Source organism: Bradyrhizobium sp. 6(2017) (assembly GCF_011058295.2).
GTDB classification, from domain to species: domain Bacteria; phylum Pseudomonadota; class Alphaproteobacteria; order Rhizobiales; family Xanthobacteraceae; genus Bradyrhizobium; species Bradyrhizobium septentrionale.
In genome coordinates this window covers 2,183,956-2,203,932 of sequence record NZ_CP049289.2, presented here as the reverse complement: position 1 = coordinate 2,203,932, position 19,977 = coordinate 2,183,956, and the positions used below count along the sequence as shown (strand labels likewise).

Here is a 19,977-nt window from a genome sequence, read left to right as displayed (position 1 = left end):
GTGCCCGGGGGCCCAGGCCGTCGGCGTGAGCCGCTCCAGCCTGAGCTATCCGCCCATGGCGACATCAGCCCCTGAGTCGGTTCTGCAGTGCCTGCCGATTGGCAACGAGGTTGCTGAAGTTCAGCAGGTCTGGTTCCCGTCCTTGCTCCAATTGCCTAACCAGCGCCCGCGTGCCGTCCACCACGAAGACGCCGCAATCATACCCGTTCCGCTGCCGGGCCATGCCGGCTGGCTCCAGGCGGAGGTCCAGCCGACCTGCGAGATGTTCTGCATCCTTGTGGTTGAGTCCCCCGTAGGAATCGTAGTGATAGGCGACCGGCCGCCCCCGGTCTCTGCGATCAACGAACAGCAGCGACCAATGGTTGCCGAGGCTATTAGGATCTTGAGGATCGGCATTAATCACGGGCAGGAACAGGAAGTCGGCTGTATCGTTACCATTATCATCATCGACGATGCGCTGGAATTCGGTTCGCACGAAGCCATCGTCGTTAGAGCGCAGATAATTTAGGACGATGAGGGGATTCACGAACCGCGTCCGGGCGGCGAGATCCGGATGGTTCCTCTGCAAATCCTGCTCCTGGAGCCGGTAATCCCTGTCGATATGCTCGTCGCCCAGCCATTCCGTGTCCTCGAGCACCAGCCCGCGGCCGTGAGACGAGGCTGTCGGATCTAAAGCCCCGATCTGAGCATCAGCGGAGGTGCTCGGAAACGGCCGTACAGAATTAGCATCGTCGCGTGATTCGGACGGCGTGGGCGCAGTCAGATCAACCAATGGAAAACCACGGTAGGTGTCTGAGCGAGACCTGGCAGCGGGCGCCGGCGCTGCTTCCAGGGTCGGCCACATACTCCAATCAAAGTTGAGCGGCATCTGCGGCGACCAGGTTGAGGTGGACCTGGCAGGTTCCTGCTGTCCAGCTTGGACTATGTCCTGCGCCTGCTCAGGGGGAACCCTGGACCACGGTGGGCCGTCTTCCACCATCAAACGCAGGTCCTGATCGTAACCTTCCGGGAGGACCAATGGCCGACTGACAGCTCCCTGCGGCGCGCTGTGCTGCGCAGCGGCGCCTCCGACGTACGTCGCGACCACATGCGGCGCCGTGGCATCTTCGTGCCCGCTCGCCTGCATCATCGGCTGCGCCTGCCATGGCGATGCACCCTGTTGATGGGTGGGGGACGCCGACGTCAGCAGGCGACCGCCTGAATTGGCGATCTCGCTCAGCTGCCGCTCGCCGGCAAGGCCGTGCAGATTGTCTAGGGGCCTCGGCCTCTTCGCTGGCCTCAACTCAGCTGTGTCATGCTCATCGTTGATGAGGACCTCCTCGCTTGGCAGGAGGTTGCTCCTGGCAAGTGCACCCATCGACTCGTCCGGGAACTGCTGGCGGTCGTAGCCCCAGTTCAAGGGACGAATGGTCTCTCCGGGATCCGATGACTGGTCATGGCGCGCGGCTGGCTCGAGAGATGACGACGGGCCGGGTTCGTCCATCAGCTCCCAAAGCAAATCCTGATCGTAGCCTTCTACAGGAAGCACCTCCTCTGGCCAACTGCCCGCGTCCTGCGACGCGCTGTGCTGCGCAGCGGCGCCGCCGACGCGCCACGGCTCCATCAGTGCCGCGTCTTCGGGATCAGGAACAGGGGAAATATAGCGCTCGAACTCCATCGCTTTAGCGCCGGCCTGCGATTTTCGGAGATCAGCCAGTGCGGCACCGATAGTCCGATTACCCCCGGCGTCCTTCCTATAGCGCTTAACATCTTCATCCAACGTGTTGCCGGAAAGCCGACCAGCAATGCCCTTCTTGTTGTTTTCACGCAGGTAGTCACTGAAACTGCGTAGAGATACTGCATACGTCTTGCTGGTCGCTCCTTCGTTACTATACTCTGTGATGAGGGCCACGTCCTGGGGGTAAGGCTTCAGCTGCGCGCGTCCTACGATCGGCACGATCCCGCCCGTCGAATGGAAGGTCCGGAGATGGTCTATTGCCTTAAGGAGGAGACCGGACTTACCGTTTCCGGCGAACTCGCGCGCATCATCGATCAGCGACTGGTCGTCGAGCCGAGCAGCAATCGGATCTTTGTTATTTGCGAAGAGCCAACGGCCAAAGCTGAGAAGAGTATTTACATTGTTCTTGGCGGTGCGCTTGGCGCCGTTGCCCTTGATGAGGCCCTTCTCAAGCCCCGAAATAAGGCGAGCGTCCTCCGAATAAAGAGGCTGCTCGCTCCGCCCCATCAAAACCCCAGCTGACTGAGCCGGCTGCAGCGCCGAGGCGGCCGGCATTGCTCCACCACCTCCATTTGAATTGGCGATCTCGCTCAGTTGCCGCTCGCCGGCAAGGCCGTGCAGATTGTCTAGGGTCCTCGGCCTCTTCGCTGGCCGCAACTCAGCTGTGTCATGCTCATCGTTGATGAGGACCTCCTCGCTTGGCAGGAGGTTGCTCCTGACAAGTGCAGCCATCGGCTCGTCCGGGAACTGCTGGCGGTCGTAGCCCCAGTTCAAGGGACGAATGGTCTCTCCGGGATCCGATGACTGGTCATGGCGCGCGGCTGGCTCGAGAGATGACGACGGGCCGGGTTCGTCCATCAGCTCCCAAAGCAAATCCTGATCGTAGCCTTCTACAGGAAGCACCTCCTCTGGCCAACTGAAAGCTCGCTGCGACGCGCTGTGCTGCGCAGCGGCGTCGCCGACGCGCCACGGCTCCATCAGTGCCGCGTCTTCGGGATCAGGAACGGGGGAAATATAGCGCTCGAACTCCATCGCTTTAGCGCCGGCCTGCGATTTTCGGAGATCAGCCAGTGCGGCACCGATATTCCGATCCCCACCGGCGTCTTTCCTATAGCGCTTAACATCTTCATCCAACGTGTTGCCGGAAAGCCGAGCAGCAATGCCCGACTTGCTGCTTTTACGCAGGTAGTCACTGAAACTGCGAAGAACACTTGCATACATCCTGCCGGTCCCTGTCGCTGCTTCGTTTTTGTACTCTTCGATGAGAGCCACGTCCTGGGGGTGAGGATTCAGCTCAGCGCGGCCTGCGATCGGCCCGACTCCGCCCGTCGACTGGAAGGTCCGGAGATGGTCTATTGCCGGACGGAGTGCCCTGTTATGACCCTTTTCGATGGCCTCGCGCGCATCATCGGTCAGCGACTGGTCGTCGAGCCGAGCAGCAATTGGATCTTTGTTATTTGCGACGAGCCAGCGGCCAAAGCTGCGAAGAGAACTTACATAGGCGTAGGCGGTGTGGTTGGCGGCGTTGCCATTGCGGAGGCCCTCCTCAAGCCCCGAAATAAGGCGAGCGTCCTCGGAATAAAGAGGCTGCTTGCTGCGCCCTATCAAAACCCCAGCTGACTGAACCGGCTGCAGCGCCGAGGCGGCCGGCATTGCTCCACCACCTCCATTTGAATTGGCGATCTCGCTCAGCTGCCGCTCGCTGGCAAGGCCGTGCAGATTGTCTAGGGTCCTCGGCCTCTTCGCTGGCCTCAACTCAGCTGTGTCATGCTCATCGTTGATGAGGACCTCCTCGCTTGGCGGGAGGTTGCTCCTGGCAAGTGCAGCCATCGGCTCGTCCAGGAACGGCTGGCGGTCGTAGCCCCAGTTCAAGGGACGAATGGTCTCTCCGGGATCCGATGACTGGTCATGGCGCGCGGCTGGCTCGAGAGATGACGACGGGCCGGGTTCGTCCATCAGCTCCCAAAGCAAATCCTGATCGTAGCCTTCTGCAGGAAGCCGCTCCTTTGGCCAACTGCCCGCGTCCTGCGACGCGCTGTGCTGCGCAGCGGCGCCGCCGGCGGGCATCGGCTCCATCAGTGCCGCGTCTTCGGGATCTGGAACGGGGGAAATATGGCGCTCGCGCTCCATCGCTTTAGCGCCGGCCTGCGATTTTCGGAGATCAGCCAGTGCGGCACCGATATTCGGATCCCCACCGGCGTCCTTCCTATAGCGCTTAACATCTTCATCCAACGTGTTGCCGGAAAGCCGAGCAGCAATGCCCGGCTTGCTGCTTTTACGCAGGTAGTCACTGAAACTGCGAAGAACACTTGCATGCCTCTTGCCGGTCCCTGTCGCTGCTTCGTTTTTGTACTCTTTGATGAGAGCCACGTCCTGGGGGTGAGGATTTAGCTCAGAGCGGCCTGTGATCGGCACGACTCCGCCCGTCGACTGGAAGGTCCGGAGACGATCTATTGCCGGACGGAGTGCCCTGTTATGACCCTTTTCGATGGCCTCGCGCGCATCATCGGTCAGCGACTGGTCGTCGAGCCGAGCAGCAATCGGATCTTTGTTATTTGCGACGAGCCAGCGGCCGAAGCTGCGAAGAGAATATATATAGCGGTAGGCGGTTTCGTTGGCGGCGCTGCCATTGCGGAGGGCCTCCTCAAGCCCCGAAATAAGGCGAGCATCCTCGGAATAAAGAGGCTGCTTGCTGCGCCCTATCAAAACCCCAGCTGACTGAACCGGCTGCAGCGCCGAGGCGGCCGGCATTGCTCCACCACCTCCATTTGAATTGGCGATCTCGCTCAGCTGCCGCTCGCTGGCAAGGCCGTGCAGATTGTCTAGGGTCCTCGGCCTCTTCGCTGGCCGCAACTCAGCTGTGTCATGCTCATCGTTGATGAGGACCTCCTCGCTTGGCAGGAGGTTGCTCCTGGCAAGTGCAGCCATCGGCTCGTGCAGGAACTGCTGGCGGTCGTAGCCCCAGTTCAAGGGATGAATGGACTCTCCGGGATCCGATGACTGGTCATGGCGCGCGGCTGGCTCGAGAGATGACGACGGGCCGGGTTCGTCCATCAGCTCCCAAAGCAAATCCTGATCGTAGCCTTCTGCAGGAAGCCGCTCCTTTGGCCAACTGCCCGCGTGCATCGGCTCCATCAGTGCCGCGTCTTCGGGATCTGGAACGGGGGAAATATGGCGCTCGCGCTCCATCGCTTTAGCGCCGGCCTGCGATTTTCGGAGATCAGCCAGTGCGGCACCGATAGTCGGATTACCCCCGGCGTCCTTCCTATAGCGCTCAACATCTTCATCCAACGTGTTGCCGGAAAGCCGAGCAGCAATGCCCTTCTTGTTGTTTTCACGCAGGTAGTCACTGAAACTGCGTAGAGCAGTTGCATGCCTCTTGCCGGTCCCTGTCGCTGCTTCGTTTTTGTATTCTTTGATGAGGGCCACGTCCTGGGGGTGAGGATTTAGCTCAGCGCGGCCTGCGATCGGCCCGACTCCGCCCGTCGACTGGAAGGTCCGGAGACGATCTATTGCCGGACGGAGTGCCCTGTTATGACCCTTTTCGATGGCCTCGCGCGCATCATCGGTCAGCGACTGGTCGTCGAGCCGAGCAGCAATCGGATCTTTGTTATTTGCGACGAGCCAGCGGCCGAAGCTGCGAAGAGAATATATATAGCGGTAGGCGGTGTGGTTGGCGGCGTTGCCATTGCGGAGGGCCTCCTCAAGCCCCGAAATAAGGCGAGCATCCTCGGAATAAAGAGGCTGCTTGCTGCGCCCTTTCAAAACCCCAGCTGACTGAACCGGCTGCAGCGCCGAGGCGACCGGCATTGCTCCACCACCTCCATTTGAATTGGCGATCTCGCTCAGTTGCCGCTCAAAGGTCGCCGCATCTGCGGACGGCGCCGCGGGTGAACTCTCTTGCGGGCCCGTGCTGTCCGATTGTTCACGCACCCACTTGATCGAGGGGAAATCCATCCCTTCTCCCTTTCAAAATATGAACCTAGCCTTCGATCTGACATGCTGGGAATCAGCAACAAACCACCCTTTACAGCCCTCGACAGGCACGCACCGTGAGCATCGGCAGCCGATGTGCTTCCAGTGCGACCAACCCTGTTAAATGGGGAAGCTGTCGAGAAACTGATGACGACAACGTGCCGCGAGCATGGTGCATGACCTGCGCGCTTCGCCGTCAACAGCCGATAGACCGAAGATTCAGAGACAAAATACTGCTTCTCAATTCCCAAAGTCCGGGAATTGGCCACTGCCGAGTTAGCGACGCTGCGTCTTCGGCTCTTGAAAATCGCCGCCCGTGTGGTCGAGACCACGCGCCGCACTCGCCTTGCATTCGCCGCGGCATGTCCCGAAGCCGACCTGATCCGCGGCTTGCCCGGCGCGCTGCTGCCGCTCGGTCCTTGACCGGCGGGGCGTCCGCCCCCCGTTCGCCCAACCTACACCTCAAGCGCGTTGCAAAGTACGGGTCGTCAGGCGGTGAAAAGCCGAAGGCAATCCCGCGCGCCTCGTCAGAGCAGATGTGCGGCCACATCAATCGGACTAAAAAAACGCACTCTCACGAATAGGACGGGCTAGCGCATCCCCTGACGTCCAGATTCCAATAAGTTCTTTGAAAAACTCTTCGATTAATCCTGGAACATCTCCTGAAGGCGGAGCCTGATAAATAACCTGCCCAGTTTGAATATTGGCGACTTGAACGGGAACGTCGCGATATTCGCCCGGCTTGTCCAAAAGAAATAGCGTCCCGCACCGATGCAGTTCTCGAAGCGCCATTTCATTTGGAGCGTTAGGGACCTCGTTAGGTTTGTTGAAACTAATGAGAAGTGTAACCAGTGCTTCTAGGAGCTTGTCTGGATAGTCGCTGTTCAAATCTGGTCGGGTCTGATTCAACATTGGGCGATGAGCAAGTATTTTCGGCCTTGGAACATCGATCAGACGCTGCTTCTGCCGCCGAATGTGCAGGACTTCGTGCCGAAAGGCCATGTCTCGCGGTTTATGGTTGATCTGGTGCGGGAGAGCCTCGATCTCAGGGAGATCATGGGCAGCTATGTGAGCGGGCTTGGGCAGCCGCCGTTTGATCCGCGGATGATGGTGGCGCTGCTGCTGCATAGCTATGCGAGTGGGCTGTATTCGTCGCGTCGGATTGCCAAGGCCTGCCGGGAGCGGAACGATTTTGTGATGATCGTGGCGCTGGATGCGCCGGATTTTCGGACGATCAGCGACTTTCGCAAGCGACATTTGAAGGCGCTCGGCGCGCTATTCGTGCAGGTTCTGAAGTTGTGCGAGACGGCCGGGCTGGTCAAGCTCGGTCATGTCGCGCTGGATGGTACGAAGATCAAGGCGAACGCGTCGAAACACAAGGCGATGAGTTATGAGCGCATGAAGAAGCGCGAGGCGGAATTGAAGGCCGAGGTCGCTCGCATGCTGGCGGCCGCCGAGGCGGCGGATGCCTCGGAGGATGAGACTTTCGGCAACAGCGACGAACTGCCGGACTGGACCGTCGACAAGCAGAAACGGCTGGCGAAGATCCAGCAAGCGATGGCGGCGCTGGAAGCGGACGCCAAACTGGCGGCTGAGGAAGAGCGCCGCATCGAGGCCGAAAAGGAACAGCAGCGCCAGGCCGAAGGCCGCAAGAAGCCGGGCAAACCGGCGGCGCTGCCATCGGAGGAACCCAATCCCAAGGCGCAACGCAACTTCACCGATCCGGAAAGCCGCATCATGCCCAGGCGGCCGTCGATGCACATGCCCAGATCATTGTCGCGCAAGAACTGACCCAGCACGGCAGCGATCAGGGCCAGTTGGTGCCCCTGATCGAGGCCATCGAGAGCAATCTTGGCCGCAAGCCGCGCACGCACGCGACGCGCCATCGAGAACCTGCCGGTTCTGCGCGGCTATACCGAGACGCGCCACAAGGCCAAGTCCTGGGATCGCGAACGGCGTACCGTCCGATCGCACCAGCTGCCGTTCGGCGCTCGCCAATCAAGTCCGCCTCGTTCTCCACACCGCCGCTTATTGGCTGATGCTGACCGTGCGCGACGCGATTCCCAAAGCCCGGGAATTGGCCACAGCCGAGTTCGCGACGCTGCGCTGGTTCCGGTCCTTCGTGCCCGGGGGCCCAGGCCGTCGGCGTGAGCCGCTCCAGCCTGAGCTATCCGCCCATGGCGACATCAGCCCCTGAGTCGGTTCTGCAGTGCCTGCCGATTGGCAACGAGGTTGCTGAGGTTCAGCAGGTCTGGTTCCCGTCCTTGCTCCAATTGCCTAACCAGCGCCCGCGTGCCGTCCACCACGAAGACGCCGCAATCATACCCGTTCCGCTGCCGGGCCATGCCGGCTGGCTCCAGGCGGAGGTCCAGCCGACCTGCGAGATGTTCTGCATCCTTGTGGTTGAGTCCCCCGTAGGAATCGTAGTGATAGGCGACCGGCCGCCCCCGGTCTCTGCGATCAACGAACAGCAGCGACCAATGGTTGCCGAGGCTATTAGGATCTTGAGGATCGGCATTAATCACGGGCAGGAACAGGAAGTCGGCTGTATCGTTACCATTATCGTAGACGATGCGCTGGAATTCGGTTCGCACGACGCCATCGTCGTTAGAGCGCAGATAATTTAGGACGATGAGGGGATTCACGAACCGCGTCCGGGCGGCGAGATCCGGATGGTACCTCTGCAAATCCTGCTCCTGGAGCCGGTAATCCCTGTCGATATGCTCGTCGCCCAGCCATTCCGTGTCCTCGAGCACCAGCCCGCGGCCGTGGGAGGAGGCTGTCGGACCTAAAGCCCCGATCTGAGCATCAGCGGAGGTGCTCGGAAACGGCCGTACAGAATTAGCATCGTCGCGTGGTTCGGACGGCGTGGGCGCAGTCAGATCAACCAATGGAAAACCACGGTAGGTGTCTGAGCGAGCCCTGGCAGCGGGCGCCGGCTCAAAGTGAGCATCGTCGCGCAATTCGGTCGGCGTGGGCAAATCCAGATCAACAAAAGACTCAAGACCGCCGTAGGTGTCTGAGCGAGCCCTGGCAGAGGGCGCGGGCGCAAAGTGAGCATCGTCGCGTGATTCGGACGACGTGGGCGCATCCAGATCAACAAAAGACTCAAGACCGCCGTAGGTGTCTGAGCGAGCCCTGCTGGTTGATGGTGAGGCCGGTTCTTGCATCTGCCGCAGCGCCAGCTCCTCGCGCAACCACGCCAAAGCTTCATCATCCGAGAAGGCTGGCGCCGGAGAAAGCCCCTGCGGCGAGCCGGGCTGTCGAGCGCCCTGGTGATGACCCGGTACTGGCCCGGCAAACGGCGGCGGAAAGTCAGGCGCCGGGCTCCAAGCATTGTCACGCAACTCGAACGGTGCGGGCGGATTCGGATGAACCGCGGCCTCAAGACCGCCCTCGATGTCTGAAGGAGCCCTGGCAGCGGGCGCTGACGCTGCTTCCATCGGCCACATGCTCCAATCAAAGTTGAGCGGCATCTGCGGCGACCAGGTCGAGGTGGACCTGGCAGGTTCCTGCTGTCCAGCTTGGACTATGTCCTGCGCCTGCTCAGGGGGAACCCTGGACCACGGTGGGCCGTCTTCCACCATCAAACGCAGGTCCTGATCGTAACCTTCCGGGAGGACCAATGGCCGACTGACAGCTCCCTGCGGCGCGCTGTGCTGCGCAGCGGCGCCTCCGACGTACGTCGCGACCACATGCGGCGCCGTGGCATCTTCGTGCCCGCTCGCCTGCATCATCGGCTGCGCCTGCCATGGCGATGCACCCTGTTGATGGGTGGGGGACGCCGACGTCAGCAGGCGACCGCTTGAATTGGCGATCTCGCTCAGCTGCCGCTCGCTGGCAAGGCCGTGCAGATTGTCTAGGGTCCTCGGCCTCTTCGCTGGCCTCAACTCAGCTGTGTCATGCTCATCGTTGATGAGGACCTCCTCGCTTGGCGGGAGGTTGCTTTTGGCAAGTGCACCCATCGACTCGTCCGGGAGCGGCTGGCGGTCGTAGCCCCAGTTCAAGGGACGAATGGTCTCTCCGGGATCCGATGACTGGTCATGGCGCGCGGCTGGCTCGAGAGATGACGACGAGCCGGGTTCGTCCATCAGCTCCCAAAGCAAATCCTGATCGTAGCCTTCTACAGGAAGCAGCTCCTTTGGCCAACTGCCCGCGTCCTGCGACGCGCTGTGCTGCGCAGCGGCGCCGCCGGCGGGCATCGGCTCCATCAGTGCCGCGTCTTCGGGATCAGGAACGGGGGAAATATAGCGCTCGAACTCCATCGCTTTAGCGCCGGCCTGCGATTTTCGGAGATCAGCCAGTGCGGCGCCGATAGTCCGATTACCCCCGGCGTCCTTCCTATAGCGCTTAACATCTTCATCCAACGTGTTGCCGGAAAGCCGACCAGCAATGCCCTTCTTGTTGTTTTCACGCAGGTAGTCACTGAAACTGCGTAGAGCAGTTGCATACGTCTTGCTGGTCCCTGTCGCTGTCGCTGCTTCGTTTTTGTACTCTTCGATGAGAGCCACGTCCTGGGGGTGAGGATTTAGCTCAGCGCGGCCTTTGATCGGCACGACTCCGCCCGTCGACTGGAAGGTCCGGAGATGGTCAATTGCCGGAAGGAGTCCCCTGTTATCACCCTTTTCGATGGCCTCGCGCGCATCATCGGTCAGCGACTGGTCGTCGAGCCGAGCAGCAATCGGATCTTTGTTATTTGCGACGAGCCAGCGGCCGAAGCGGCGAAGAGAATATATATAGCCGTGGGCGGTGGGATTGGCGACATTGTCCTTGATGAGGGCCTTCTCAAGCCCCGAAATAAGGCGAGCGTCCTCGGAATAAAGAGGCTGCTTGCTCCGCCCTTTCAAAACCCCAGCTGACTGAGCCGGCTGCAGCGCCGAGGCGGCCGGCATTGCTCCACCACCTCCATTTGAATTGGCGATCTCGCTCAGCTGCCGCTCGCTGGCAAGGCCGTGCAGATTGTCTAGGGTCCTCGGCCTCTTCGCTGGCCTCAACTCAGCTGTGTCATGCTCATCGTTGATGAGGACCTCCTCGCTTGGCGGGAGGTTGCTCCTGGCAAGTGCACCCATCGGCTCGTCCGGGAACTGCTGGCGGTCGTAGCCCCAGTTCAAGGGACGAATGGTCTCTCCGGGATCCGATGACTGGTCATGGCGCGCGGCTGGCTCGAGAGATGACGACGGGCCGGGTTCGTCCATCAGCTCCCAAAGCAAATCCTGATCGTAACCTTCCGGGAGGACCAATGGCCGACCGACAGCTCCCTGCGACGCGCTGTGCTGCGCAGCGGCGTCGCCGCCCCGCCTCGGCTCCATCAGTGCCGCGTCTTCGGGATCAGGAACTGGGGAAATATAGCGCTCGAGCTCCATCGCTTTAGCGCCGGCCTGCGATTTTCGGAGATCAGCCAGTGCGGCACCGATAGTCGGATTACCCCCGGCGTCCTTCCTATAGCGCTTAACATCTTCATCCAACGTGTTGCCGGAAAGCCGACCAGCAATGCCCTTCTTGTTGTTTTCACGCAGGTAGTCACTGAAACTGCGTAGAGCAGTTGCATGCCTCTTGCCGGTCCCTGTCGCTGCTTCGTTTTTGTATTCTTTGATGAGGGCCACGTCCTGGGGGTGAGGATTCAGCTCAGCGCGGCCTGCGATCGGCCCGACTCCGCCCGTCGACTGGAAGGTCCGGAGACGATCTATTGCCCTAAGGAGGAGACCGGGCTTACCGTTTCCGGCGAACTCGCGCGCATCATCGGTCAGTGACTCGTTGTCGAGCCGAGCAACAATGCCCTTTTTGTGATTTGCGAAGAGCCAGCGGCCAAAGCCGCGAAGCGAATATACATAGTCCTTGGCGGTACGCTCGGCGCCGGTGCCCTTGATGAGGCCCTTCTCAAGCCCCGAAATAAGGCGAGCGTCCTCGGAATAAAGAGGCTTGTTCCGCCCCATTAAAACCCCCGTTGACTGAGCCGGCTGCGGCGCCGAGGACGACGGGCCGGGTTCGTCCATCCGGCCCAAATCCTGATCGTAGCCTTCCGCAGGAAGCAGCTCCTCTGGCAAACTGCCCGCGCCCTGCGACGCGCTGTGCTGCGCAGCGGCGGCGCCGACCCGCCTCGACTCCGTCAGTGCGGCGTCTTCGGGAGCAGGAACGGGGGGAATATGGCGCTCGCGCTCCATCGCTTTAGCGCCGGCCTGCGATTTTCGGAGATGGGCCAGCGCGGCACCGATCCTCGAATCAGCACCGGCGACCTTCCTATAGCTCTCGACATCTCCATCCAGCGCATTGCCGGAAAGCCGACCAGCAATGCCCTTCTTGTTGTTTTCACGCAGGTAGTCACTGAAACTGCGAAGAACAGCTGCATACGTCTTGCCGGTCCCTGTCGCTGCTTCGTTTTTGTACTCTTTGATGAGAGCCACGTCCTGGGGGTGAGGATTTAGCTCAGCGCGGCCTGTGATCGGCACGACTCCGCCCGTCGACTGGAAGGTCCGGAGATGGTCAATTGCCGGAAGGAGTCCCCTGTTATGACCCTTTTCGATGGCCTCGCGCGCATCATCGGTCAGCGACTGGTCGTCGAGCCGAGCAGCAATCGGATCTTTGTTATTTGCGAAGAGCCAGCGGCCGAAGCTGCGAAGAGAACTTACATAGCCGTAGGCGGTTTGGTTGGCGGCGTTGCCATTGCGGAGGAGGACCTCCTCAAGCCCCGAAATAAGGCGAGCGTCCTCGGAATAAAGAGGCTGCTTGCTCCGCCCTATCAAAACCCCAGCTGACTGAGCCGGCTGCAGCGCAGCGGCGGCGGGCATTGCTCCACCACCTCCACTTGAATTGGCGATCTCGCTCAGTTGCCGCTCAAAGGTCGCCGCATCTGCGGACGGCGCCGCGGGTGAACTCTCTTGCGGGCCCGTGCTGTCCGATTGTTCACGCACCCACTTGATCGAGGGGAAATCCATCCCTTCTCCCTTTCAAATTATGAACCGAGCCTTCGATCTGGCATGCTGGGAATCAGCAACAAACCACCCTTTACAGCCCTCGACAGGTACGCACCGTGAGCATCGGCAGCCGATGTGCTTCCAGCGCGACCAACCCTGTTAAATGGGGAAGCTGTCGAGAAACTGATGACGACAACGTGCCTCGAGCATGGTGCATGACCTGCGCGCTTCGCCGTCAACAGCCGATAGACCGAAGATTCAGAGACAAAATACTGCTTCTCAATTCCCAAAGTCCGGGAATTGGCCACTGCCGAGTTCGCGACGCTGCGTCTTCGGCTCTTGAAACTCGCTGTCCGTGTCGTCGAGACCACGAGCCGCATTCGCCTTGCGTTTGCCGCGGCATGTCCCGAAGCCGACCTGATCCGCGGCTTGCCAGGCGCGCTGCTGCCGCTCGGTCCTTGACCGGCGGGGCGTCCGCCCCCCGTTCGCCCAACCTACACCTCAAGCGCGTTGCAAAGTACCGGTCGTCAGGCGGTGAAAAGCCGAAGGCAATCCCGCGCGCCTCGTCAGAGCAGATGCGCGGCCACATCAATCGGACTAAAAAAACGCACTCTCACGAATAGGACGGGCTATTAGGGCTCAGTTGATGTGGATCCTTCGGTGGAACGCTCATCATCAGCGTGCCAGCAAGGTTTTGCCAACCATTCACGCTTTCCACTCTGGCCGCTAACGGATCGAAAATAATTCTGCCGCAAGTTCGCACACGTGAAAGACATGGGGGATCCACACATGACCGGGCTGGCCGTTGAAGAAAATGTGCGCCGCTATCGTGCGATAGCTTCGCTATGCCGTCAGGCCGCGGCATTTCGGCCCCTTCAGCGGTGTTCATTGCTCGCCCAGGCTAATGAGTGGGAGCACAGAGCAGTTGCCGAGCTCGAGGGGCATTTCAGCGGTTCGGTAACGCCGTTTGAGCGTCCCTGCGCTGAGCGCCTTCAAGGGACGACTGGGCGAGAGTCGATCCGACGGGAGGCTTATTCGGAAGAGTGACTGGCTCTGGAACCTTTTGGGACCAGCGGGCGGAGAGAGGGATGGAAAATCCATCAGGTGGAGGGAAGCCGCGTCACCCCAACTTTATTCTTGGTGCCTGAGACGCAATAAGAAGACTCTGGAGAGGCCATTCCCAGCGGCCCAGCCCCCTTCGATCCGGAAGCGAGCAAACGAATCCTGTTCGCGACGACCGCACCCGATTTGCCGCCAAGCCCGGCGTCCACGCAACCTTCGCGCGGGATTAATCTCCAGGTGACGGAAATCAATCCGGCGAAGCCATCCTTCCTACTAGACGATCGATTTCATGAAACCTGCATCGTGGAACCTATGGGCTGATGTCGGATTCCTGTTTTGCAGTTGGCGAAACGAGGAGCGGCATCGACGCCAACAGGTTCAACGATCGTGCAATGGGCCGTCCACCGCAAACGCACGCGCAGACCAAGTTCCTTGCCGACCGAGGTATAAGCAGCTTAACTCTGTCCACTCTTTTGTGAGAAGAGCACTTCGTTCCTCCCTTCTTCGCCTTCTTCAACAGCTGTAGCGGGCACTATCGGAACCAAGGCCGCATCCGAAGCCTCGACCGTAGGCACCGATGGAAGACAGTGACCATTTGAAATGGCCTTCAGGTCGCATCTCGGCAAAGATCCGAGAGCGAGAGCCTCGCGTGTTAGATAAGTCGCCGCCAATCCATTCCAGGATTTCGCAACACGATACCAGTGCTCTTTTCGGGTTGGCAACAGTTGAAGCTTTCTTTGCGCCTTGCGCGCAGCCGCAAGCTTTCCGTCGCGCTTAGCTAGTTCCAGACTCTTACGCTCTAGTTCTTCGGTTCGTTTCCATCCATCCCCTCTGATTCTGCCCTCGGCAAAGTACTCGAAGGCGAGCCGGAAGGTCAGAGCACGACCTGCGGCGGCCCTTGGATCCAACTCTGGTTCGGTCAACCAACGCTGAAGAGTGTCGAGCTCCTCCGGCCCGCCAAGCGTGAGAACGTCACTCTTCCTAAAGATCGAGAATGTCACGTATGCAGCGACCTCAAGTTGAGTGTCTAAGTCCTGTGATTCCAGCCAGCGGCTGATTGCTTCTAAAGGAGACATGGCTTTAGCTCTGCTTCCTCGCAGTCGCGCTCAGAGCCCTCGCGACTGGCAAAAGGTGGTTTGACCGCGATTTGGCTCAGAGAACGCTGCGCTGGTCAACTACAAGAATCCACAGTTCATGCGGATAGCCGTGCTCCTTGGCCTTGTCGCACGCCAGCGACACCAACCAGGCTTTGGCTTCCGGCGTGATGATCGGTTGCCCGCCGTGGCCGATCCTCGATCGCCGCTGGCGGCCTAGTGGCTCTGCACAGTGATTTCGACAGGTTGGGTTCGGCGGTCAGATTAGCTCCGGCAGGAGTTTCGGATCAACGAGGACCTCGATGCTGCGAGGTGTCCTGGGCTGCCGTCTGATAAGGCCGGCGCTTCCAGCGTCAGCACCATCTGGTGGACCGAAGGCGGGCTGACGCGGAAATATTCTTGCATGTCGGTTTCGGCCGGGGGCCTGCGATGCAGCCGGGTATAGAGGTGGATAAAAGCCAGATACTGCCCCTGCGTGGGCGTGAAGGGTTTTGTCGAAGGACTCACGCCGGCCATCCGATTCAGTTGTTCGTGCGTGCCTCGAACGAGGAGGCACGCCATGAATGTACGCTATCGGGTCGAACTCAGCCAAATCGAACGCACCGAACTGAGGGCGCTACTCAGCGGCGGCAAGCATGCGTCCCGCAAGCTCAAGCGAGCGCAGATTTTGCTGGCTGCCGATGCCGGGGCCGGCGACGAAGAGATCGCCAGGAGCGTTGGCGTGAGCGGTTCGACCGTGTATCGGACCAAGCGACGCTTCGTGGAAGGCAATCTGGAGCCGGCGCTGAGCGAAGAGCCGCGTCCCGGAGCGGAGCGCAAACTCACCGGCAAGGAAGAGGCGTTGCTGGTGGCGGACCGCCTGTGCCAGCCCCCCAAAGGGCCGTGCCCGCTGGACGCTCAAGCTGCTGGCAGGCGCGATGGTCAAACTCACCGAACACAAGAGCCTGTCGCACGAGACGGTTCGGCGGCGCCTGGCCGAAAATGACCTCAAACCCTGGCGCAAAGACATGTGGTGCATTCCGCAGGTCGACGGCGAATACGTCGCCCGCATGGAGGATGTGCTCGACCTCTATGCCGAGGCGCCCGACTCCAGACGGCCAGTGGTGTGCTTCGACGAAAGCCCGGTGCAACTCATCGGCGAAACGCGTCAGCCCATTCTGGCCAAGCCCGGCAGGCTCGAACGTTACGATTATGAGTAAGGCGCCTATCCCGCCACTTCCAAAGAGTCATAATCACTGTGACGAGGGTACTAGTACAACATCACCTTCATTCGTGGACGCTCGAATGATTCTCGCCAACAGACCCATCAGCTTCTGAGTTGGGTATCCGATCTTTCGCCCTTCTTACCGGTTGCTCGCTTCTCAAGCCACTGAACTGCGGTTTCAGTGCGCGGCCTTTTCAGACTGTGTCGCTTGGTGCGAGCCGGTAACACTGGGCTTTGGAGTCACGAGGTTAAAAGTGTGGTTGGTGAAGGAGCCTTGTGGGCACAAGAAGTGTGGCGCGACCTGCATGCCGAAAGCGGTCTCTCCGCCGGTGACGCCGACCCTTAACGCTCCGTCGCGGTCGACATCACATCGCGCCGCCCGACGCTTCCTCGCGCTCTCGCGGCTCAGCAGTTCCAGAACGAATTGTCGGCGCCATGGATGCCATGGATGACGCAGCGATGCTCTGAATGCGCCCTTTATTGCAGGCGAGTTTGGAGCGGGACATGGAAGCGTAGCGCAGGATGACGCCGATCGTTAACCCTCTTGATTTCCACCTGGATGATCCGTCCTGTACGGATTCGGTTGGCTGGCCGTCCGATACTTTTCCAGATCGCCGCCGAGAAACAAGACTTCGGTCTCCTCGGTCGGTGTTCCGCTCACCCACCTTCGCAAATCGTGGTCTACAGGATCCCTCGAGCGGGCAAGAATGCCATCGATGCGATCGGCCGGCCAAGCGGCAACACGCGGTACCCTGTAGGTGTGCAACTCCCTAGCGCTTTCAGCGATTGCCCTCGCGGAGTCCGTGTCCTCTGAAAGGAGCAGTCGCGAAGGGTCCTGGGCCAACGACACGAAAGAAGATTGTTCGGTGTAGCCGTTCGTGTGAAGTGCAGCACTGCGCGCCCTATCAATTTCATCAAGGTCGTCAGTGCAGAACGCCTCAGAGACATGCCGGATGCCGCGGGAACGCAAATCGGCGAGGGAGCGTACGTGGCTCATGGCATTCACATCGTCGTCCATGCGCGGCTTGCAATGACTGATCTCGTCCTGAAAGCGGTGCAGCTGCAGATACGACGACGTTAATACCTCATCGAAAACGCGGTCGCCATCGACGCGGGCGGAAGGTCCGGCTGTGCTTGGCCACTGTGCCGATCGCTGCTCGGCCCGCTCGATCTCGTTCCTGAGCGACTCAACGTTCGCTCCGGCCAGCGATGCGGCAAGTTCGGCGCGGCCCCTGACATAGGATGCGGCGGGGCACCGTTCGTAGTCTAGCGGCAACTCAGTTAGCTGCCGCTCAAAGCTCGCTTGATGCGGGGGCGAGTGTACTTGTGAGTTGGCCTGTGCGCTCACTTCTTTCGACTGTTCCTGCAGCAGGATACTGTAAGACTCCATAAAGCTTTCTGTGTCCCATGGGTCGATATTCATCGCGTTGCCTCGTTGAGTAGCGCTCTCTTAGTGCTTTGTATCTAATAATACTTTGATATCTAACCCAGCTTTCGAGAAGCTGACGAGCCCCGCGGTCGGCTACAGCGACAACCACCATACCCTTTATAGTAGAAGGAAAAAAAACGGCCCCAGAGCGGTACGAGCCGGGGCCGTTGGAGTATTTGTGTATCTAAACATTTCCAGCTGACATCAGGCTTACGCCATCCCGAAAACTTTCGTTCACCCACGGTAAAATCCCAGATTGCGCTCGGCTATAGGGCGGGCCGCATTGGCCCGGGGCATGGCTATTCGTTCTCGACCCGAGCGTTCCTTGCGCTAATGCGGCACCGGCTTTCTCACCCTGCCAGACCCCAAGCTTCCGCAGGCTTCCAATCTCGACTGACGCGGGACCGGTCATGTGGCCCCAGCAATCGCCCCTGGGCCTCCAAGGGTGGCTGGGGCCACATCGTGCTGTGATGTCTCAAGACGCGACGAAATGAAGAATAATGATGGCACCTATGACGCAGGTCGCTATGGCAACGATCGCGCCGGTACGCCTATTCGGGAAACGCCAAAAGCCAGGATCGCAACGGCTAACAATATGGCGATCCTGATGAAGATCGAGGCCAATGGGATTGCTTCCTGGGTAAATCATCCGCAATTATGGGACGTCTACAGTCAACGTTCCCAGCCCGAAACCTGCCGATCGTTCGTCGGAATATAACGAATGGAACTGTTCCTCCGCCTATGGTCAGTTGGTTACAAGCTCGAGAACGACCACGTCGTAATCCACGAGGCCGCGCGAGGTCGGCCGGCTATCCTCTTTAGGATGAGCGGTCGCTCAGGATGATTTGTTTATATACGAGAACGCAGGTTGCGCCATCGGACTTGGGCCTGATCGACAGCGTGATGGTGTCGCCCGCCGCGACACCATCGGGCAGATCAAAGTCCTTCTCAGTGCCCGGAGACACTATCTCATTGACAGCCTCGCGTCCGTTCACGGCTGCGACGAGGACGTTCGATCCGACGCAGCCGCGGCCGATCTCGTCGATCCGGCCGTGAACCACATGAGCCGCGGCGCGCAATCCTACCGAGGCGTTTCCGACATGCGAGGTCGAGTAATCGGCGCTCACTCCGATGTGGTTGCCCAAGCACCGCCGTTACTTCGCGGCGCCGCAAGAGCTATGTCCCCGCTCTTGCCGCGCAGGTAGCCATCCGCCTTCGTGAAGTAGTCGAACGGATCAAGGCTGTTGATGAGCTGAAGTCGAAAAGAAAGTTCCGACTCATTGGTGACGGCGTGAGCTGCCCGATCAGGCACAGCTTTCGCCTCATCGAAAGACAGGATTTCGAGCAGAGATGCCTGTCCCGAAGCGGTGGGATCACGCCTGAAATAGGTTCCCCAAGTCACATCGAAGAAGGCCCATTTGCCGCTAATTTTCACTTCTGCCGCGATATGCGAGTGACGAACGTCGGCTTCATCCGGCCAGTAGAATTCGAGGCTGCGTGCCTCGAGGCCAACTCGTGTCGCGATGTTGAGAAATACAGAAACCTGATTCCCGCAAATGCCGATCCCGCGCGACAGGGCCTCTTCATCGTTGGCGGGCAGATCCTCGGGGGATGTATTCGCGACAGCGCCATATCGCGTCGAGCTGACCTGCTGCTGGACGAGGTTCATAGCCGTGAGCGCCAGCCCAAATTGCCGCACGCGGTCCAAGTCGACATCTTTATCCCAGGTCAAACGCTTAGTGAGATAATCAGCATCTACGCGAACCTGTTCGACTACTTTCGAGATGGCCGGCTCCGTAACCGTTTGCGCCTGAACACTCGAACTCGCGATCAAAACTAGAACGGCCAACGATGGCGCGCATCGCATTCGGAACTCCGTCAAGACCTGAACAACAGCAGCGGACTCGGGGAATTCACGCTAGCCAAACAACAGGGCCAAAGTGAGTTAAACGAAAGCCATGGACCTCTTCCTCCGCCCCAGCCGGGTCTTTGCCCTCTTCCTCTGGCGTAGGATCGCGGTCGGGCGTCTCGCCAGTGGCGATATCAATGATTCGCTTGGCGAGCTGGTTCGGGTCCCTAGGGCGTTCGGGGGGCATTTCGCATAACCCTGCGATCTTAGCCAAATTATCTTGCGGTTCCCATCTATCAACCGCGGGCGTCCTCGCGCTCCTTTCCCTCTGCGCTCTCTACGTGCCCCAGGCGACTGCTTTTCCTCCCTCACTGCAAAAGACTCATCAGCTTATGCAGGCACCAGCTCCATTGCCTTGCCGTACATCGTCTGCAGCTCGGCGACGGCATCAGGCCCGTCGCGCTCGGCCATCTCGCGCAGGACCGGCAGGCCGCTATCGATGCTGGCGATCACTTCGGCGCGGGTCGCGGCGCGGCCCTCGGCGAAGAACTCGACGCGCTCGGGATCGCCGACATTGAACAGCGCGCCACCGTGACCATCCTTGAAGATCGTGTAGCGCAGCGTCGTCCAGATCAGCGTCACGCCCGGATTCCTGCGCAGCATCAGGCCAGCAGGTTCAAGATGCTCGGGCACGTCCTTCTCGTTGCGGCGCATCTTCGGCTGCGTCAGGAATGGA

11 protein-coding genes and 4 pseudogenes are annotated in these 19,977 nt (G+C 60.1%); 7 read left to right on the top strand and 8 right to left on the bottom strand.

Annotated elements, in window-relative coordinates:
- Window positions 1–64: 64 nt before the first annotated feature.
- A complete protein-coding gene (locus tag G6P99_RS10480; RefSeq protein WP_246709489.1) occupies window positions 65–5,674 on the bottom strand; it encodes a Ulp1 family isopeptidase in 5,610 nt (1,869 codons plus the stop codon).
- A 258-nt stretch (window positions 5,675–5,932) separates the two neighbouring features.
- Between G6P99_RS10480 and G6P99_RS10475 the strand changes: the two are divergent.
- Window positions 5,933–6,115: pseudogene (locus G6P99_RS10475) on the top strand (transposase); the annotation flags it as partial.
- Between the two features lie 135 nt (window positions 6,116–6,250).
- Here the strand turns inward: G6P99_RS10475 and G6P99_RS10470 are convergent.
- Entirely contained in the window at window positions 6,251–6,604 is a 354-nt protein-coding gene (locus G6P99_RS10470; protein ID WP_165128085.1) for a hypothetical protein, read from the bottom strand.
- A gap of 6 nt (window positions 6,605–6,610) precedes the next feature.
- Here G6P99_RS10470 and G6P99_RS10465 point away from each other — a divergent pair, with 6 nt between their 5' ends.
- Both G6P99_RS10465 and G6P99_RS10460 read left to right on the top strand, forming a co-directional pair.
- Window positions 6,611–7,483, top strand: a complete 873-nt coding sequence (locus G6P99_RS10465; protein WP_165128083.1) for a transposase — start codon at window positions 6,611–6,613, stop codon at window positions 7,481–7,483.
- A gap of 66 nt (window positions 7,484–7,549) precedes the next feature.
- A pseudogene (locus G6P99_RS10460) lies at window positions 7,550–7,799 on the top strand (transposase); the annotation flags it as partial.
- A 79-nt stretch (window positions 7,800–7,878) separates the two neighbouring features.
- On the opposite strand, the gene G6P99_RS10455 reads toward G6P99_RS10460, so the two are convergent.
- Window positions 7,879–12,624: a Ulp1 family isopeptidase gene (locus tag G6P99_RS10455; protein ID WP_205751482.1), complete on the bottom strand. Its 4,746-nt coding sequence runs from the start codon at window positions 12,622–12,624 to the stop codon at window positions 7,879–7,881.
- A 258-nt stretch (window positions 12,625–12,882) separates the two neighbouring features.
- Between G6P99_RS10455 and G6P99_RS10450 the strand changes: the two are divergent.
- Window positions 12,883–13,065: pseudogene (locus G6P99_RS10450) on the top strand (transposase); the annotation flags it as partial.
- A 327-nt stretch (window positions 13,066–13,392) separates the two neighbouring features.
- Window positions 13,393–13,650, top strand: coding sequence for a hypothetical protein (locus tag G6P99_RS10445; RefSeq protein WP_224496563.1), 258 nt, complete (start codon window positions 13,393–13,395; stop codon window positions 13,648–13,650).
- Between the two features lie 470 nt (window positions 13,651–14,120).
- Here the strand turns inward: G6P99_RS10445 and G6P99_RS10440 are convergent, their stop codons facing one another.
- Window positions 14,121–14,741: a hypothetical protein gene (locus G6P99_RS10440; protein WP_165128081.1), complete on the bottom strand. Its 621-nt coding sequence runs from the start codon at window positions 14,739–14,741 to the stop codon at window positions 14,121–14,123.
- Between the two features lie 577 nt (window positions 14,742–15,318).
- On the opposite strand from G6P99_RS10440, the pseudogene G6P99_RS10435 reads away from it, so the two are divergent.
- Window positions 15,319–15,955, top strand: a pseudogene (locus tag G6P99_RS10435) (IS630 family transposase); the annotation flags it as partial.
- 543 nt (window positions 15,956–16,498) lie between these two features.
- Here G6P99_RS10435 and G6P99_RS10430 read toward each other — a convergent pair.
- The gene (locus G6P99_RS10430; RefSeq protein WP_029084777.1) at window positions 16,499–17,386 is read right to left on the bottom strand and encodes a hypothetical protein; all 888 of its coding nucleotides are present in this window, start codon (window positions 17,384–17,386) and stop codon (window positions 16,499–16,501) included.
- Between the two features lie 496 nt (window positions 17,387–17,882).
- Here G6P99_RS10430 and G6P99_RS10425 point away from each other — a divergent pair, with 496 nt between their 5' ends.
- Window positions 17,883–18,110, top strand: coding sequence for a hypothetical protein (locus tag G6P99_RS10425; RefSeq protein WP_156929034.1), 228 nt, complete (start codon window positions 17,883–17,885; stop codon window positions 18,108–18,110).
- Window positions 18,111–18,210: 100 nt separating this feature from the next.
- On the opposite strand, the gene G6P99_RS10420 is transcribed toward G6P99_RS10425, so the two are convergent.
- The 3 genes from G6P99_RS10420 to G6P99_RS10410 all read right to left on the bottom strand — a co-directional run bounded on the left by G6P99_RS10420 (window position 18,211) and on the right by G6P99_RS10410 (window position 19,955).
- Complete coding sequence (locus G6P99_RS10420; RefSeq protein ID WP_165128079.1) at window positions 18,211–18,537, bottom strand: hypothetical protein; 327 nt, start codon at window positions 18,535–18,537, stop codon at window positions 18,211–18,213.
- Complete coding sequence (locus tag G6P99_RS10415; protein WP_165128077.1) at window positions 18,516–19,241, bottom strand: transglutaminase domain-containing protein; 726 nt, start codon at window positions 19,239–19,241, stop codon at window positions 18,516–18,518. Before G6P99_RS10415 ends, G6P99_RS10420 begins: the two co-directional genes overlap by 22 nt.
- Before the next feature lie 390 nt (window positions 19,242–19,631).
- Window positions 19,632–19,955 (bottom strand): hypothetical protein, encoded by a 324-nt coding sequence (locus G6P99_RS10410; protein WP_165128075.1) that lies wholly within the window; start codon window positions 19,953–19,955, stop codon window positions 19,632–19,634.
- Window positions 19,956–19,977 lie beyond the last annotated feature (22 nt).